The sequence below is a fragment of the Beutenbergia cavernae DSM 12333 genome, from assembly GCF_000023105.1.
In the GTDB taxonomy this organism is placed as follows: Bacteria; Actinomycetota; Actinomycetes; order Actinomycetales; family Beutenbergiaceae; genus Beutenbergia; species Beutenbergia cavernae.
Window position 1 is genome coordinate 4,000,733 of sequence record NC_012669.1, and the last position, 14,578, is coordinate 4,015,310.

The 14,578-nt window shown below is 73.8% G+C and carries 14 protein-coding genes; 5 read left to right on the forward strand and 9 right to left on the reverse strand.

The window, feature by feature from the left end:
• Positions 1-16 precede the first annotated feature (16 nt).
• The gene (locus BCAV_RS18125; RefSeq protein ID WP_222836654.1) at positions 17-952 is read right to left on the reverse strand and encodes an NADP-dependent oxidoreductase; all 936 of its coding nucleotides are present in this window, start codon (positions 950-952) and stop codon (positions 17-19) included.
• A gap of 81 nt (positions 953-1,033) precedes the next feature.
• On the opposite strand from BCAV_RS18125, the gene gndA reads away from it, so the two are divergent.
• Complete coding sequence (gene gndA, locus BCAV_RS18130) at positions 1,034-2,494, forward strand: NADP-dependent phosphogluconate dehydrogenase (RefSeq protein WP_015884077.1); 1,461 nt, start codon at positions 1,034-1,036, stop codon at positions 2,492-2,494.
• Between the two features lie 93 nt (positions 2,495-2,587).
• Positions 2,588-3,466 (forward strand): NAD-dependent epimerase/dehydratase family protein, encoded by an 879-nt coding sequence (locus BCAV_RS18135; protein WP_015884078.1) that lies wholly within the window; start codon positions 2,588-2,590, stop codon positions 3,464-3,466.
• 7 nt (positions 3,467-3,473) lie between these two features.
• Here BCAV_RS18135 and purD read toward each other — a convergent pair whose 3' ends face one another.
• Both purD and BCAV_RS18145 read right to left on the reverse strand, forming a co-directional pair.
• On the reverse strand, positions 3,474-4,775 hold the full coding sequence (gene purD, locus BCAV_RS18140) for a phosphoribosylamine--glycine ligase (protein WP_015884079.1): 1,302 nt from the start codon (positions 4,773-4,775) through the stop codon (positions 3,474-3,476).
• Between the two features lie 11 nt (positions 4,776-4,786).
• On the reverse strand, positions 4,787-6,730 hold the full coding sequence (locus BCAV_RS18145; RefSeq protein ID WP_050761930.1) for a phosphoenolpyruvate carboxykinase (GTP): 1,944 nt from the start codon (positions 6,728-6,730) through the stop codon (positions 4,787-4,789).
• A gap of 155 nt (positions 6,731-6,885) precedes the next feature.
• Here BCAV_RS18145 and BCAV_RS18150 point away from each other — a divergent pair, with 155 nt between their 5' ends.
• The gene (locus tag BCAV_RS18150; protein ID WP_015884081.1) at positions 6,886-8,352 is read left to right on the forward strand and encodes a helix-turn-helix domain-containing protein; all 1,467 of its coding nucleotides are present in this window, start codon (positions 6,886-6,888) and stop codon (positions 8,350-8,352) included.
• On the opposite strand, the gene BCAV_RS18155 is transcribed toward BCAV_RS18150, so the two are convergent.
• Positions 8,349-10,271 carry a hypothetical protein gene (locus BCAV_RS18155; protein WP_015884082.1) on the reverse strand — a complete coding sequence of 641 codons (1,923 nt, stop codon included), beginning with the start codon at positions 10,269-10,271 and terminating at the stop codon, positions 8,349-8,351. The genes BCAV_RS18150 and BCAV_RS18155 overlap by 4 nt on opposite strands.
• Positions 10,272-10,403: 132 nt before the next feature.
• Between BCAV_RS18155 and BCAV_RS18160 the strand changes: the two genes are divergently transcribed.
• Complete coding sequence (locus tag BCAV_RS18160; protein ID WP_222836655.1) at positions 10,404-10,910, forward strand: ribonuclease FAU-1 family protein; 507 nt, start codon at positions 10,404-10,406, stop codon at positions 10,908-10,910.
• Positions 10,911-10,958: 48 nt separating this feature from the next.
• On the opposite strand, the gene BCAV_RS18165 is transcribed toward BCAV_RS18160, so the two are convergent.
• Genes BCAV_RS18165 through BCAV_RS18175 form a run of 3 tightly spaced genes read right to left on the reverse strand, consistent with a single transcriptional unit; the run spans position 10,959 to position 12,239 of the window.
• Complete coding sequence (locus BCAV_RS18165) at positions 10,959-11,324, reverse strand: hypothetical protein (RefSeq protein WP_144016820.1); 366 nt, start codon at positions 11,322-11,324, stop codon at positions 10,959-10,961.
• 40 nt (positions 11,325-11,364) lie between these two features.
• Positions 11,365-11,754, reverse strand: coding sequence for a hypothetical protein (locus tag BCAV_RS18170; protein ID WP_015884085.1), 390 nt, complete (start codon positions 11,752-11,754; stop codon positions 11,365-11,367).
• A gap of 47 nt (positions 11,755-11,801) precedes the next feature.
• Complete coding sequence (locus BCAV_RS18175) at positions 11,802-12,239, reverse strand: hypothetical protein (RefSeq protein ID WP_015884086.1); 438 nt, start codon at positions 12,237-12,239, stop codon at positions 11,802-11,804.
• Between the two features lie 77 nt (positions 12,240-12,316).
• Here BCAV_RS18175 and BCAV_RS18180 point away from each other — a divergent pair, with 77 nt between their 5' ends.
• Complete coding sequence (locus BCAV_RS18180; RefSeq protein WP_015884087.1) at positions 12,317-13,336, forward strand: LacI family DNA-binding transcriptional regulator; 1,020 nt, start codon at positions 12,317-12,319, stop codon at positions 13,334-13,336.
• Here BCAV_RS18180 and BCAV_RS21805 read toward each other — a convergent pair.
• Both BCAV_RS21805 and BCAV_RS18195 read right to left on the reverse strand, forming a co-directional pair.
• Entirely contained in the window at positions 13,296-14,162 is an 867-nt protein-coding gene (locus BCAV_RS21805) for a MerR family transcriptional regulator (RefSeq protein WP_015884088.1), read from the reverse strand. The two genes, BCAV_RS18180 and BCAV_RS21805, sit on opposite strands and share 41 nt — an antisense overlap.
• A 1-nt stretch (position 14,163) precedes the next feature.
• On the reverse strand, positions 14,164-14,556 hold the full coding sequence (locus BCAV_RS18195; protein ID WP_015884089.1) for a VOC family protein: 393 nt from the start codon (positions 14,554-14,556) through the stop codon (positions 14,164-14,166).
• Positions 14,557-14,578 lie beyond the last annotated feature (22 nt).

Consider the following 14,578-nt stretch of genomic DNA (forward strand, 5'->3'; position numbering starts at 1 on the left):
CTCCGCCGGCGGGGCCTCAGGGCAGGAGGACCACCTTGCCGCGGTGCGCGCGCGACGCGAGCGCCTCGTGCGCCCGGACGGCGTCGTCCAGCCCGAACGTCGTCACCGGCGGCAGCACGACGTCGCCGTCGATGACCATCGCGACGAGCCGCTCCAGCACGGCGGTGTTCTGCTGCGCCGCGCCACCGGACAGGAACGGGACGCCGACGTCGCCGGCCGCGCCGTCCGCCAGCGTCACCACCCGCTCGGTCCCGCCCCGCACGACGACGAGGTCAGGCAGCATGCCGGCGCCCGCCAGGTCGAGCGCGGCGTCGATCCCGTCCGGTGCCGCCGCGCGGACCCTGTCGACCATCCCGTCCCCGTACGCGACGGGGATGGCGCCGAGGTCGGCGACATCGTCGAACCAGTGCGGCGCCGTCGTCCCGACGGCCCGCGCCCCGCGCAGCAGCACCAGCTGGAGCGCGAAGGAGCCGACGACGCCGGACGCTCCGGTCACGAGCACCGTCTCGCCCGAGCGCGGGTCGAGGGCCGCGACCGCCCGGACGGCCGCCTCGCCGGCGATCGGGATCGTGACGGCGTCGGCCCAGTCCAGACCCGGCGGCTTCGCCGTCCACGCACGCAGGAGCGCGTGCTCGGCGTACGCGCCGCCTGCCGTGTAGCCGAGCACCTCGTCACCCACGCCGGTCCCTGACACGTCCGGACCGACGGCGTCAACGACGCCGGCCGCCTCCTCGCCGGGAACGAACGGGAGGTCGGGCGCGCGCATGATCCCGCTGCGCACCTTCGCGTCGTAGTTGTTGACCCCGGCCGCCCGGACCGTGATCCGGACCTGGCCGGCCCCCGGCCGGGGGACGTCGACGCGCTCCGCCCGCAGCACCTCGGGTCCGCCGAGCTCCGGGACGACGACCCCGAGCATCCGATCGCCGGCGTGATCCGCCGCACCAGGCTCCATGCCCCTCATCGTCGTCCCGGCGCGCGGGCCGCGCATCCGGGCCATGGACGGCCTGGGCGCCGGCCCGCGCGCGGCGGCACAATGGCCGCCATGAGCAACGACACGACCGCCGTCGCCGACATCGGCGTGACCGGACTCGCCGTCATGGGCCGGAACCTCGCGAGGAACCTCGCGCGGCACTCCTACACCGTCGCCCTCCACAACCGCACGCACGCGCGCACCGTCTCGCTCGTCGAGGAGCACGGCGACGACGGCACCTTCGTGCCCAGCGAGCGCCTGGAGGACTTCGTCGCGTCGCTGAAGCGCCCCCGCACGGTGATCATCATGGTCAAGGCCGGCGCCGCGACGGACGCCGTCATCGACGAGCTGGTGCCGCTGCTTGAGGAGGGCGACATCGTCGTCGACGCCGGCAACGCGCACTTCCCGGACACGATCCGGCGCGAGGAGGCGCTGCGCGCGCAGGGGCTGCACTTCGTCGGTACCGGCGTGTCCGGCGGCGAGGAGGGTGCGCTCAACGGGCCGAGCATCATGCCCGGCGGCACGCGCGAGTCGTACGCCACGCTCGGCCCGATGCTCGAGGACATCTCGGCGAAGGTCGACGGCGTCCCGTGCTGCACGTACGTCGGCCCGGGCGGCGCCGGGCACTTCGTCAAGATGGTGCACAACGGCATCGAGTACGCGGACATGCAGCTCATCGCCGAGGCGTACGACCTGCTCCGGCAAGGCCTGGGGGCCTCCGCCGCGGAGATCGGCGACATCTTCGCGGAGTGGAACACGGGGGACCTCGAGTCGTTCCTCATCGAGATCACCGCGGACGTGCTGCACCACGTCGACGCCGCCACCGGGTCGGCGTTCGTGGACGTCGTCCTGGACCAGGCGGAGCAGAAGGGCACCGGTCGCTGGACCGTGCAGAACGGCCTCGACCTCGGTGTCCCGATCACGGGCATCGCGGAGGCGACGTTCGCCCGCGCCCTGTCCGGCTCCGTGCCGCAGCGCGAGGCCGCCCGCGGCACGCTCCCCGCGCACACCGCCGCGTGGGAGGTGAAGGATCGCGACGTGTTCGTCGAGGACGTGCGCCGCGCGCTGTACGCGTCGAAGGTCGTCGCCTACAGCCAGGGCTTCGACCAGATCGCCGCCGCGAGCGCCGAGTACGGCTGGGACATCGACCGCGGCGCGATGGCCCGGATCTGGCGGGGCGGCTGCATCATCCGGGCACGGTTCCTCAACCGGATCACCGAGGCGTACGAGCGCGACGCCGGGCTGCCGCTGCTGCTCGCGGACCCGTACTTCACCGATGCCGTGGCCGACGGGCTGCAGTCGTGGCGGCGCATCGTGGCCGGGGCGGCGCAGAACGGTGTGCCGACGCCGGCGTTCAGCTCGTCGCTCGCGTACTACGACGGCGTCCGCGCCGAGCGCCTGCCGGCCGCGCTGATCCAGGCGCAGCGCGACTTCTTCGGGGCGCACACCTACCGGCGTGTCGACTCAGGCGGCGTCTTCCACACGGAGTGGTCCGGGGACCGCTCCGAGACCCAGGAGTCCTGACCCCGTCCGCGAGAGGATCTCTGCGCCACCGCGAGAGGATCTCTGCGCCACCGCGAGAGGAAGTCTGCGCCACCGCGAGAGGAAATCTGCGAGATGAGCACGAAGGTCTGCGTCACGGGGTCGTCCGGGCGGCTCGGCCCGCACGTCGTGGCCGAGCTGGCCGCGCACGGCTACGACGTGCTCGCCGTCGACGTCGCACCGGCGCCGCCCGCGGTGACCGATCTCGACGTCGCCACGGTGCGCGCCGACCTGACCGACGCCGCGCAGGCGGTCGACGTCCTCGCCGGCTGCGACGCCGTCGTCCACCTCGCGAACATCCCGGCTCCGGGGCTGCGGCCCGACGGCGTCACGTTCACCACGAACGTCACGATGAACCACGCGGTGTTCGCGGCTGCCCGCACGCACGGTCTCCGCCGGGTCGTGTGGGCGTCGAGCGAGACCACGCTCGGTCTGCCGTTCGTGGACCCGCCCTGGTACGCGCCGGTCGACGAGGCCCACTTCCCGCGGGCGGAGAGCACGTACGCACTCTCCAAGGTCGTCACGGAGCAGGTCGCCGCGACGTACGCCCGGTGGACCGGCGTCGCCCACGTCGGGCTGCGGTTCTCCAACGTGCTCGGGCGGGACGACTACCGCAGGCTCTTCCCGGCCGCGTGGGCGGACCCGCACGCGCGGAAGTGGAACCTGTGGAGCTACATCGACGCCCGTGACGCGGCGTCGGCCTGCCGGCTCGCGCTCGAGGCACGCGACGAACAGCTGGGCGCGGGCGCCTCGGCCGGTGCGCCGAACCTCGTCATCGCGGCCGCCGACACGTGCATGACCCGCCCGTCCGCCGAGCTGCTCGCGGAGGTGTTCCCGGGCGTGGAGCTGCGCCGCCCGGTGGAGGGCACCACGTCGCTGTTCGCCGTCGACGCCGCCCGCGACCTCCTCGGCTGGGAACCCGCGCACACCTGGCGGGACACGCTCGAGGCCTGAGCGGGCGTCAGTCGCCTTCGTCCGCTGCGGCGGGGAGGACGACGGCGCCCGCCGCGGCCGCTGCGGCGATGTCGCCCCGGTGCTGCGCTCCGTCGAGCGAGATCCGCGCGAGGGCGTCGTACGCCACGGCCCGGGCGGCGTCGAGATCCTCGCCCGTGCCCACCACCGACAGCACGCGGCCGCCGGCGCTGACCAGGGCGCCGTCGTCGCGACGCCCCGTCCCGGCGTGCAGCACCCACGCGCCCGGCACCTGCTCCGCCTCGTCGATCCCCGTGATCTCGCCCCCGGTCTCCGGCGCCGCCGGATAGCCGGGTGACGCGACGACGACCGTGACGGCCGCGTCGTCCCGCCAGCGGAGCGGCGCGAGCGACTCGAGCTCGCCCGTCGCCGCGGCGTACAGCGCCTCCCCCAGCGGCGACGCGAGCCGCGCCAGCACGACCTGCGTCTCCGGGTCGCCGAAGCGCGCGTTGTACTCGATGACGCGCAGACCCCGGCTGGTCAGGGCGAGCCCGCAGTACAGCAGGCCCACGAACGGCGTCTCCCGCTTGAGCAGCTCGTGGACGGCGGGCCGGGCCACGCGTTCGACGACGTCCTCCACCAGCTGCGGCGGCACCCAGTCGAGCGGCGTGTACGCGCCCATGCCCCCGGTGTTCGGCCCGGCGTCGTCGTCGCCGAGCCGCTTGAAGTCCTGCGCCGGTGCGAGCGGGACGACGTTCTCGCCGTCCGACAGGCAGAAGAGCGACACCTCGGGGCCGTCGAGGAACTCCTCGATGACGACGGCGGACCGCCGGCTGCGGCGCACGCACGCGAGAGCGTGCTCGACCGCCGCCTCACGGTCCGACGTGACGACGACGCCCTTGCCGGCGGCGAGCCCGTCGTCCTTGACGACGTACGGCGGGCCGAACGCGTCCAGGGCCGCGGCCACCTCGTCCGGCGTCGTGCACACGTGCGCCATCGCCGTCGGCACCCCGGCGGCCGCCATGATCTCCTTCGCGAACGCCTTCGACCCCTCGAGCCGCGCGGCCGCGGCGTCGGGACCGAACACGGGGATGCCGACCGCCCGGACGGCGTCGGCCACCCCGGCCACGAGCGGCGCCTCCGGGCCGACGACGACGAGGTCCGCCTCGATCTCCGACGCCAGCGCCGCGACGGCAGCGCCGTCCTCCGCCTCGACGTCGACGTTGGTCGCGAGCTCTGCCGTGCCCGGGTTGCCGGGCGCGGCGAACAGCTCCGCCGGGTCCGGGTCGAGGCTCAGGGTACGGACGAGCGCGTGCTCTCGGGCGCCGGAACCGATGACGAGGATCCTCACGGCGGACGAGCCTATCCGCCCGCGTCACCTGCCCCGTCGGCGAGGCGGGCGCGCAGCGCGGCGAGCTCTCCCCGCAGCGGTGCCGGCACCGGGTAGCCGCCCCCGGTCTCGGCCGCCGCGTCGAACGAGTCGAAGTAGGCAGCGATGCTGTCCGCCTCAGCCGCCCACTCCTCGGGCGTGACGGCGAGCAGCTCCTCGAGCGCGTCCTCGGAGACGTCGATGCCGTCGAGCCGCAGGCCGCCGCGTTCCGGCACCCACCCCACGGGCGTCTCGCGCGCCGGCGCCTCGCCGGCCACCCGGTCCAGGACCCACTCGAGCACGCGCGAGTTCTCGCCGAAGCCCGGCCACAGGAACGCGCCGGCTGCGTCCCGGCGGAACCAGTTGACGCCGAAGATCGCCGGCGCGCCGTCCCCCAGGGCGTCGCCGACCGCCAGCCAGTGCGCCCAGTGGTCGGTCATCGCGTACCCGCAGAACGGCAGCATCGCGAACGGGTCCCGGCGCAGCTCCCCCACCGTGCCCTCGGCCGCCGCCGTGCGCTCCGACGAGATCGTCGCGCCGGTGAACACGCCGTGCGCCCAGGACCGCGCCTGCCACACGAGCGGGACCCGCGACCGGCGTCGACCACCGAACAGGATCGCGTCGAGCGGGACGCCGCCCGGGTCGTCCCAGTCGGCGGCGAGCGTCGGGCAGCGGGTCGCGGCCACGGTGAAGCGGGAGTTCGGGTGCGCCGCGGGGCCGCGATCGTCGGCCGCGTCGTCGGCTGTGCCGCCGGTACCGGACGACGCCGCCAGGTCCTGTCTCGCGCGGCCGTGCCAGTCGATGAGCCCCGGCGGTTCGGTCGCCGTCATCCCCTCCCACCACACGTCGCCGTCGGCAGTCCGCGCGACGTTCGTGAAGACGACGTCGGAGGCGAGCATCTGCATCGCCACCGGGTTCGAGGCGACGCTCGTGCCCGGGGCGACGCCGAAGAACCCCGCCTCGGGGTTGATCGCGTACAGGCGGGTGCGCCCGTCCGGCGCACGGCGCGGGACGAGCCACGCGATGTCGTCGCCGAGCGTCTCGACCTGCCACCCCGGGATCGTCGGTCGCAGCATCGCGAGGTTCGTCTTGCCGCACGCGGACGGGAACGCCGCCGCCACGTGGAACACCCGCCCTGCCGGCGACGTCACCCGCAGCAGCAGCATGTGCTCAGCGAGCCACCCCTCGTCGCGCGCCATGACCGAGGCGATCCGCAGCGCGTAGCACTTCTTCCCGAGCAGGGCGTTCCCGCCGTACCCGGACCCGTACGACCAGATCTCGCGGCTCTCGGGGAAGTGCACGACGTACTTCGTCTCGTCGCACGGCCACGGCACGTCCGCGCGCCGCACCTCGGCGCCGTCGTCGGGCAGCACGAGCGGGTACCCGACCGAGTGCACGGCCGGCACCCAGTCGGCGCCGTCGTCGATCGCCCGCAGCGTCGCCGCGCCGGCGCGGGTCATCACACCCATGCTGACGACGACGTACGGCGAGTCGGTGATCTCGATCCCGTACCGGGTCATCGGGCTCCCGATCGGGCCCATCGCGAACGGGACGACGTACATCGTGCGGCCGCGCATGGCGCCGTCGAACACGCCGCGGAGCTCGGCGCGCATGAGCTCCGGATCGCGCCAGTTGTTCGTGGGGCCGGCGTCGGCCTCGCGCTCGGAGCAGATGAACGTGCGCGCCTCGACGCGGGCGACGTCGGACGGCGCCGAGCGCGCCAGGTAGCTGCGCGGCCGGAGGACGGGGTCGAGCGGTTCGATCGTGCCGGCGTCGACCATGCCGTCGAGCAGCTCGGCGGTCTCGACGTCGGAGCCGTCGCACCACCGCACGGCGTCGGGTCGGGCGAGCCGCGCGATGCGGTCGACCCAGGCGCGCACGTCGGGCCTGCTGCTCTCGGCCCCGGACGTCGTCCGGCGCGGTTCGACGGCGACCATCGTGATCTCCTCCCGGCCCACCATCAGCCTGCTACCTCGGGTCGAGATAGCGCGGGTACGCGGGCGGACGCTCTCCCCGAGTCTTGGACGGATCGCCGCACTCTTCAACCGCCGTCGGCCGTGAAGAATCGATGTTCTTTCGCTAGCGTCAAGACATGGCGCCCGCTGCGGAGACCTCCCCGCTCACCGTCGGACGGCGGATCCGGCACTTCCGGACCGAGCGTCGCCTGACGCTGGACGACCTCGCCCGCCTCACCGGCTCCGCCGCGAGCCAGCTGTCGCTCGTCGAGAACGGCCGGCGCGAGGTGCGGGTGTCCCTCCTGCAGCAGATCGCCAGGGCTCTCGACGTGTCGCCCGCGGACCTCCTCGAGGCGGAGCCGCCCACCCGCCGCGCCGCGCTCGAGATCGCGCTGGAGGAGGCACAGCGCGGGTCGCTCTACGCCACGCTCGGGCTGCCCGCGGTCCGCGCGAGCAAACGGCTGCCCACCGAGGCGCTCGAGGCGCTGGTCGGGCTCCACTCGGAGCTCGCGCGCCGCGAGTCAGAGGCGAGCGCCACCCCGGAGGAGGCGCGGCGCGCGAACACCGAGCTGCGCCTGGCCATGCAGGCGCGCGACAACTACCTGCCGGAGATCGAGGACCTCGCCCAGGACGTGCTGCGGGCCGGCGGCCACACATCGGGGGCGCTCACGCACCGCACCGTCCAACGGATCGCGGCGAACCTCGGCTTCCAGCTCGTCCACGTGCGCGACCTGCCGTCGTCGACCAGGTCCGTGACCGACGTCGAGCACGGCCGCATCTACCTCCCGCCGCAGTCGATCCCGGGCGGCCACGGCCTGCGTTCGCTCGCGCTGCAGGCGGTGGCGCATCGCGTACTGGGGCACGGCAAGCCCGCCACCTACGCGGACTTCCTGCGCCAGCGGCTCGAGATCACCTACTTCGCGGCGTGCTGCCTCATGCCCCGCGACGCCGCTGTCGCGTTCCTGTCCTCCGCCAAGAAGGAACGCGACCTCGCGATCGAGGACTTCCGCGACGCGTTCGGCGTCACGCACTCCCATGCCGCCCAGCGGTTCACGAACCTCGCGACGTCACAGCTGGGCATCCGCTGTCACTTCGTGCGCGCCACGCGCGACGGCACCCTCGTGCGGGGGTACGAGAACGACGGCGTCACGTTCCGGACCGACGTGACGGGCGCCGTCGAGGGTCAGGCCGCCTGCCGCCACTGGGCGGCGCGCACCGTGTTCGACCACGGCGAGCGGGCCGGCGAGTTCCACCAGTACACCGACACACCGTCCGGCACCTACTGGTGCAGCGCCCAGGCGGGCGAGGGCACGGACGGCGAGTTCTCGATCACGATCGGTGTGCCGTTCGACGCCGCGCGGTGGTTCCGCGGGCGGGAGACGGCGTCACGCTCGACGTCGACGTGCCCGGACGAGCGCTGCTGCCGACTGCCGTCCGCCGACCTCGCGAGCCGCTGGGCGGACGCGTCGTGGCCGAGCGCGAAGATGCACGCGCACATCCTGTCGCCGCTGCCTCGCGGCACGTTCCCCGGCGTCGACGACGTCGAGGTGTACGAGTTCCTCGACGCCCATGCGCGGGGTGAGGGCCGCGCTACACGCCCCTAGACGGTCACCTGCACGAGGTTGCGCCCGGTGATCGTGTACAGCCGACCGTCCTCCTCGTCGTACGCCACCATCGGGAAGCTCGTCGGGTCCGCGGCCAGGGAGTCGACGACGACGTCGACCTCCAGCGTGCCGGGCGTGATCCGCATGAGCCGCTGATGGCTCACCGCGTACAACGCGTCGCCGGCGCTCACGAGGTCGACGCGGCCCTTGGCCACCTCCGCGGTCGCCGTCACCTCACCCGTGCGGGGGTCGGCAGCGAACAGGACGCCGGCGTTCGTGGTGCCGTACAGGACGCCGTCGTGCACGAGCAGGTGAGGGATCGACGCGGCGCCCGGGACCGGGACGAGCTCGCCGACCTTCTCGCGGGTGGCCAGGTCGAGGACCGCCACCGTGGCTGACTGGGCAGTCGTCGGCCGCTCGCTTCCGGCGAAGGCCAGGCCGTGGCCGACGTGCACGGCCGTCGAGACGATGGCGTGCCCGACGACGATGTCGCGATGCACGTCAAGGTCGCTCGACTCGAGGTCGTAGATCGCCAGCGTGCCTCCGACCCTGCCGTAGTCAGGGCTGGTGGCGGCGAGGAGCAGCCGGCGCCGGGGGTCCAGCGTCAGGTCGTTGGGCCGGTTCTGCTCGTGGCCGATGACCGCGAGCGTCCGGGTCCGCTCGTCGCGGGTGTCGAGGCGGACCAAGGAGCCCGACGGGTACATGGCCAGGTACAGGTACGGGCCGTGCGCCGCGATGGACTTGGCCTCGCCGCTGAGCTCGATCCGATGCGTGACGCCGGGCTCGTCGAGGGTGTGCACCTCGACGCCGCCGTGCCCGCCGACGTAGACGCGCTCCGCGTCGTGAGCGCGCACCGACTGCGGCAGCTCGGGCGCGGGCGGCATCCCCGCGGCCTCGAGGTCGGACCGGGTCAGCGACTGCGTCGCGATGTCGTACGTCCACATCTCGGCGGTGTTGGTGAACGCCACGACAGTGCCCCCGCGCACGTGCAGCGCCGCGACGAAGTCCCCGGGCGACGTCCCGGCCACCTGCGTCGTCTCGCCCGTCGCCACGGAGAGGTGCCAGACGGCGTCGGCAGCGGCGAAGTACACCTCGTCCGCGCTCGCCGCCGCCATCTTCCCGATCGTGATGACGCCGTCCGGGTGGGCGATGCGGTAGTCGGCGGGGTCGTCCTTCGCGACGATCGCGATCTGGCCGGTGCCGTGGGTCCCGGCGATCACGTGGGTGGCGGTCTGCGTGAGCTGGTAGACGAAAGACTCGCCGACCAGCTCCGCGGGCGTGATGTCCTGCTTCTCGCCGGTGGCCCGGTCGATCGCGACGAGACGTGCGTGCGCGCCCACGCCTGCGTACACGGTGGTCTCGTCGGCGACGACGCTCCGCACGTACTTCTCGCCGGCGACGGCCACGCCGAGGTCGCGCAGGGCACCCGTCGCGGGGTCGTACTCCCAGACCTTCCCGTCCGGGTAGGTGCCGAGGTAGAGCATGCCGTCCGGCGCCCGGCTCATGTCCCACACGTACGTGGCGCCGGGGATCGAGCCGAGGTGGGTGAGCGCCGACGCGGCGGTGTCCAGCCGGTACAGGTCCGCCACGGTGTGCGTCCCGATGTAGACGGCGTCGCCGTCGACGACGCTCGCCCACGCGCCACCGCCGGTCGGCAGGTCCGTCAGACTGACGAGCTCCGTGGCACCGGCGTCGAACACACCGACGCGCGCGGGCTGCAGGAGGTGCGACACGATGTACGGCCGGTCCCCGACGAACCCGCCGGTCAGGGTGTTGCAGGTCGAGGCGGCCGGTCCGAGGTCGACCGTCGTCGCCGTGGGCGCCACACCGAGGCCCGCGGCCGACGGCGCCACCATGCTCACGCCGCCCAGGACCGGCGCCACTGCCGCCGCCGTGCGAAGGAACGTCCGACGATTCATGCCGACCCCCTTGATTGTGGCCGCAATCTGATTTACGACCTGCCCGAAAACCTAGAGTGGTCGGACCCGATCGTCAACGGTCGGATCGGCGTCGACGACGTGCGCCAGGATGTCCACGTGACGATGGTGCGCGTGAGGTACACGAAGTACGACGGCGGTGCCCACTGGGCGCTCGACGCGCGGCTCCTCGGCGAGGACGATGCCGGTACCTGGGTCTTCATGCCCCGTGGCACCGTGCAGGTACGCCCGGGGGTGTCCTTCGAGGCTGCCGCGGACGCCGTCGGCCTGTTCCCCCACGACCAGCCGTGGGTCGCGTGGTTCTCCACCCCGGTCGATGCGCTGCGGCCGATCTCGCACCAGACCTACGTCGACGTGTCCACCGTCCCGGTGTGGACGGCGGACGGACGCGAGGTCACCATGGTCGACCTCGACCTGGACGTCATCGCGCCGTTCGACGGCGAGCCCTTCGTCGACGACGAGGACGAGTTCGCGGAGCACCGCGTCCGGTACGGGTATCCGGACGACGTCGTTGCCCTCGCGGAGCGTTCCGCCGAGGACGTGCTGGCCGCAGTCCGGACCGGCGCCGAGCCGTTCGGCTCGGCCTGGCGACCCTGGCTCGACGGCGCACTCGCACGCTGAGACTCGCGGACCCTCCCGAGGAGCCTCGGCACACCTCTCGGGACGGGTTCAGAGGAACGCGACGGGCACGACCATCGCCGCGCACGCGAGCAGCGCGAGCGTCGGCGGCACGGCGAGGCACCAGGGGGTGCGGCGCAGCAGGACGAGTCCGACGATCCCGCCCACCAGGTAGCTCAGCGCGCCCGCGAGGGGCATCGCCGTGAAGAAGCCGTTCGCCAGCGGGTACTCGCAGTACTCCGGGGCGTCGCGACGTCCGCAGGCCTCGAACGCGCCGGCGGTCAGGTCCGCCGTGGCGATCGCGACGGCGACGACGAGCGCACCGCCCGCGACGAACAGCACCCACGCGAGTGCGACCCACCAGGCACGTGCGCGCCGTCGTGCCCGTGGCTCCTGCGCCGCCGTTGGCGAGGCCATACCTCCGAACGTACCCGCACCGTTCCCGGGCCGCCGGACCTCAGAGCAGGAGAAGCTGCGCGATGAGCACGACGGCGGCCAGCACGGCGAGGACGAGCGGCACGACGACCGACGCCGTCGAGCGGCGCAGGACGACCACGCTCACCGCGCCCGCCACGACGTAGCCGAGGAAGGCGAGGATCGGCACCAACGGCAGCAGGGCCGTCGCGACGTCGCTCCCGCAGTACCACGTCGCCGGCGCCAGCTCCGGCGGGCGCGAGCACGCGATCACCGACCGGAGGGACTGGACGAACGTCGCGACGGCGAGCACCCCCAGCGCGACGAGCCCGACCGCGTACCCGAGCCACGCCGCCGCGCCGCGTCCGGGTTGCCCCGCTTCCCTGCCCGCCGGCGGGACGGGCGACGGACCGGGCGGCGTCGGCGTCGTCACGTCTCGAACCTACGAGCCTCCGCCGCCGCGAGAGGGAGCACTCGCCGTCAGCTGACGAACACGAGCGCGCCGACGAGCGCGGCGAGCGCCAGCAGGAGGAGCCCCACCGGCACGGCGACGACCCAGGCGCTGCGGCGCAGCAGCACGATCCCGATCGGGGCGCCCACGAGGAAGGCGCCGATCGCACCGAGGGGCACGAGCCAGACGGCGGCGCTCACCACGGGTGACCCGCAGAAGTCGGGACGCGCCCGCGGATCGGCCAGGTCGCACCCGCTGCTCGCGTGCGCCACCCCGAACAGCGCGATGATCGCGACCAGCAGGACGAGGAGCGCTCCGGCAACGAAGACCACCCAGGCGCCGATCACTCTCGCGGTGGCCGCGCGATCGGGGACGACGGCGTCCGCCGGCGCCTCGTACGGCCCGACCTGGGCGGGCAGCGGCTCGTACGACCCGGGGTGCCCGGAACCGGGAGGCGTCGCTGACATGCGGAGACGGTACCCCCGCCACCGTGACGCAGGGGCGTCGATGGTACGTTTCACGCACGTCGGCAGGAGGAGACGAGATGGCGGCGCGGACGGTCAGTGTCAAGGACGTCGCGCAGCGTGCCGGCGTCGCGCTCGGCACGGTGTCGAACGTCCTCAACCGGCCGGAGGCGGTGTCCGAGTCGACCCGGGCCCGCGTGCTCGCGGCCATCGACGAGCTCGGGTACGTCCGCAACGAGTCCGCCCGCCAGCTGCGCGCCGGCCGGAGCACGACGATCGGGTTCGTGGCCCTCGACCTGTCGAACCCGTTCTTCACCGACGTCGCCCGCGGGGCGGAGGCGGTGATCCGGGAGGCGGGCAGCGTCCTGCTGCTCGCGAACAGCGACGGAGGCGCGCTCGAGGCCCGCTATCTCGACGTGTTCGAGGAGCAGCGCTTCCAGGGCGTGCTGCTGTCGCCGTCGGGCGACGTCGCGGCGCAGCTGACCCGTCTGCGGCAGCGCGGCATCCCGGTGGTGCTCGTGGACGCGCAGGCGCCGTCGGCGGAGATCTCGTCCGTCGGGGCGGACGACGTCGCCGGCGGCCGACTCGCGGCGTCGCACCTGTTGGCCGCGGGCCGTGAACGGCTCGCGTTCGTCGGCGGACCCGGCACGCTGCACCAGATCCGCGACCGCATCACCGGGGCCCGCGAGGCGCTCGCGGAGGCCGGCCGCGATCCCTCCTCGCTCGAGGTGCTCGGCACGGACGCGCCGACCGTCGTCGCCGGCCGCGAGGTCGGCTACCGGATCGCGGCGATGGAGCCGGCCCGGCGGCCCGACGCGATCTTCGCCGCGAACGACCTCCTCGCGCTCGGGCTGCTGCAGGCGATCCTGCTCGAGGAGAGGCTCCGCGTGCCCGACGACGTCGCGATCGTCGGGTACGACGACATCGGGTGGGCGGGCTCCGCCGTCGTCCCCCTCACGTCGGTGCGGCAGCCGGCGGAGCTGATCGGGCGTCGCGGGGCCGAGCTGCTGCTCCGCGAGGCCGGCCGCGACCCCAGGTACGCGCCGGAGCACGTGCTCTTCACGCCGGAACTCGTGGCGCGGGCGTCCTCGGCTCCGTGAGCGGGGCGACGAGCGGGGTCATGAACGTCCAGAGCTCGCCCTCCGGGCCGCGCGCGCCGTACTCGCGGACGCCGTACGGCTGGTCCGTCGGCGGATAGTCGATCGGCGCGCCCGAGGCCGCCGTGCGCGCGTGGTGTGCGTCGACGTCGCCGACAGTCACGGCCAGGATCCCCGTCGCCGCGCCGAGGGTCGCCGGCGACGCGAGACCCCACTCCGGGGCGACCCGGTGCAGCCACACCACCCCGTCACCGGTACGGACCTCGCCGTGGTTCGCGACGCCGTCGTCGTCGCGGGTGACGCCTCCCGGCGCCAGGCCGAAGACGTCGACGAGGTAGCGGTAGGCGGCGTCGATGTCGGCGTAGACGAGGACGGCCGTCCGGCGCACCGGCTCGGTCTCGCCGATCCCCATGTCCGCCAGGACCGCGAGCAGCCGCTCGCACGTCTCGACGTCGGCCGCGCCGGCGGAGTCACCCGATCCGCTGCCCCGAGCGACGGCGTCCCGCGCGTCACCGAGGCCCTGGCGCAGGCGTTCCATGCGGACCATCCGGCGCTCGAGCTCCTCGCCGTGCCGACGCAGGGTGTCGTCCAGGCTCCAGGCCGGGTCGTCGAGCATCGCCGAGATGCGTGCCAGCGGCAGGCCCAGCTGCCGCAGCACGTTGATCCGGTACAGACGCTCCAGGTGCCGCCGCCCGTAGGTGCGGTAGCCCGACGGCGTCCGGTCAGCGGTCAGCAGGCCGATCTCGTCGTAGTGGTGCAGGGTGCGCACCGTGAGGCCGGTCGCGTCGGCCAGCTCGCCGACGCGCCACGGAGGCGGCGACCCGGACACGTCAGGACGGGGCGGGGGACTCGATCGCCCAGTGGTGGCCGAACGGGTCGAGGATCCAGCCTCGGCGGTACCCGTCCGGCCCGGGGTCGCGCGGCTCACGGTCGATCGTCGCGCCCGCGGCCACGGCGCGGGCGAAGGACGCGTCGACGTCGTCCACGTCGAGCACCACGGAGCACGTCGTGCGCCCACCGAGCGTCTTCGGCGCCCACGCGTGGTACTCGTGGGCCTCGTCCGAGAGGAAGATCGTCGCGCCGTCGATGGTCAGGGTCACGTGGCCGATCGAGCCGTCCTCGTTCTCGTAGCGCTCCACCTCGACGGCGCCGAACGCCTGTGCGTAGAACGCGATCGCGGCCTTGCCGTCGTGCACGGCCAGATACGGGGTCGCCGTCGCCATGACGTTCCTCCTCGTCGTCGGG

Bases quoted from the DNA above. Each gene is read 5' to 3' on its own strand.
- BCAV_RS18125 (WP_222836654.1), bottom strand. From the start codon at position 952: ATGGAGCCTGGTGCGGCGGATCACGCCGGCGATCGGATGCTCGGGGTC.
- gndA (WP_015884077.1), top strand. From the start codon at position 1,034: ATGGCCGCCATGAGCAACGACACGACCGCCGTCGCCGACATCGGCGTG.
- BCAV_RS18135 (WP_015884078.1), top strand. From the start codon at position 2,588: ATGAGCACGAAGGTCTGCGTCACGGGGTCGTCCGGGCGGCTCGGCCCG.
- BCAV_RS18145 (WP_050761930.1), bottom strand. From the start codon at position 6,730: ATGGTCGCCGTCGAACCGCGCCGGACGACGTCCGGGGCCGAGAGCAGC.
- BCAV_RS18150 (WP_015884081.1), top strand. From the start codon at position 6,886: ATGGCGCCCGCTGCGGAGACCTCCCCGCTCACCGTCGGACGGCGGATC.
- BCAV_RS18155 (WP_015884082.1), bottom strand. From the start codon at position 10,271: ATGAATCGTCGGACGTTCCTTCGCACGGCGGCGGCAGTGGCGCCGGTC.
- BCAV_RS18165 (WP_144016820.1), bottom strand. From the start codon at position 11,324: ATGGCCTCGCCAACGGCGGCGCAGGAGCCACGGGCACGACGGCGCGCA.
- BCAV_RS18175 (WP_015884086.1), bottom strand. From the start codon at position 12,239: ATGTCAGCGACGCCTCCCGGTTCCGGGCACCCCGGGTCGTACGAGCCG.
- BCAV_RS18180 (WP_015884087.1), top strand. From the start codon at position 12,317: ATGGCGGCGCGGACGGTCAGTGTCAAGGACGTCGCGCAGCGTGCCGGC.
- BCAV_RS18195 (WP_015884089.1), bottom strand. From the start codon at position 14,556: ATGGCGACGGCGACCCCGTATCTGGCCGTGCACGACGGCAAGGCCGCG.